Source organism: Streptomyces calidiresistens, from assembly GCF_014141525.1.
In the GTDB taxonomy this organism is placed as follows: Bacteria; Actinomycetota; Actinomycetes; order Streptomycetales; family Streptomycetaceae; genus Streptomyces; species Streptomyces calidiresistens.
Map to the genome: position 1 here is coordinate 1 of NZ_VKHS01001597.1, position 414 is coordinate 414.

Consider the following 414-nt stretch of genomic DNA (forward strand, 5'->3'; position numbering starts at 1 on the left):
GTCGGCGACCGGGGCCCCCGGCCCTGCTCCCGGCGGCCCCGGTCGCCGACACCCCGCGCGGGGACGTCCCCGCTCCCGGCGGCGCCCCGGTCCCGGGGAAGACGCCGGAACCGGTCGCACCCGCCGGTCGACCGACCCCCGCCCACGGGCCCGTCGCCGCGCCCGCGCCCGTTCCGACGGCGGAGGAGGCGGGGGAGGCGTCGGCGGAGGACCGCCCCGACCTCCCGCGCCGCCGGCGCCAGGAACACCTCGCGCCCGAACTGCGGGGGGACCCGCCGCCCCGCGAGGCCGGGCAGGGGGACCGGGCCGGTCACGACCCCGGTCTGATGGCCGCTTTCCTGCGGGGCGTCGAACTCGCGGAACGCGCCGGGACCCCGGGGGAGAGCGCCTCCCCCGGGACGGGCGGCCCCGCCC

General features: G+C 83.6%; 1 pseudogene. It reads left to right on the plus strand.

What is annotated here, in order from left to right:
• Positions 1-414, plus strand: a pseudogene (locus tag FOE67_RS28425) (ATP-binding protein); the annotation flags it as partial.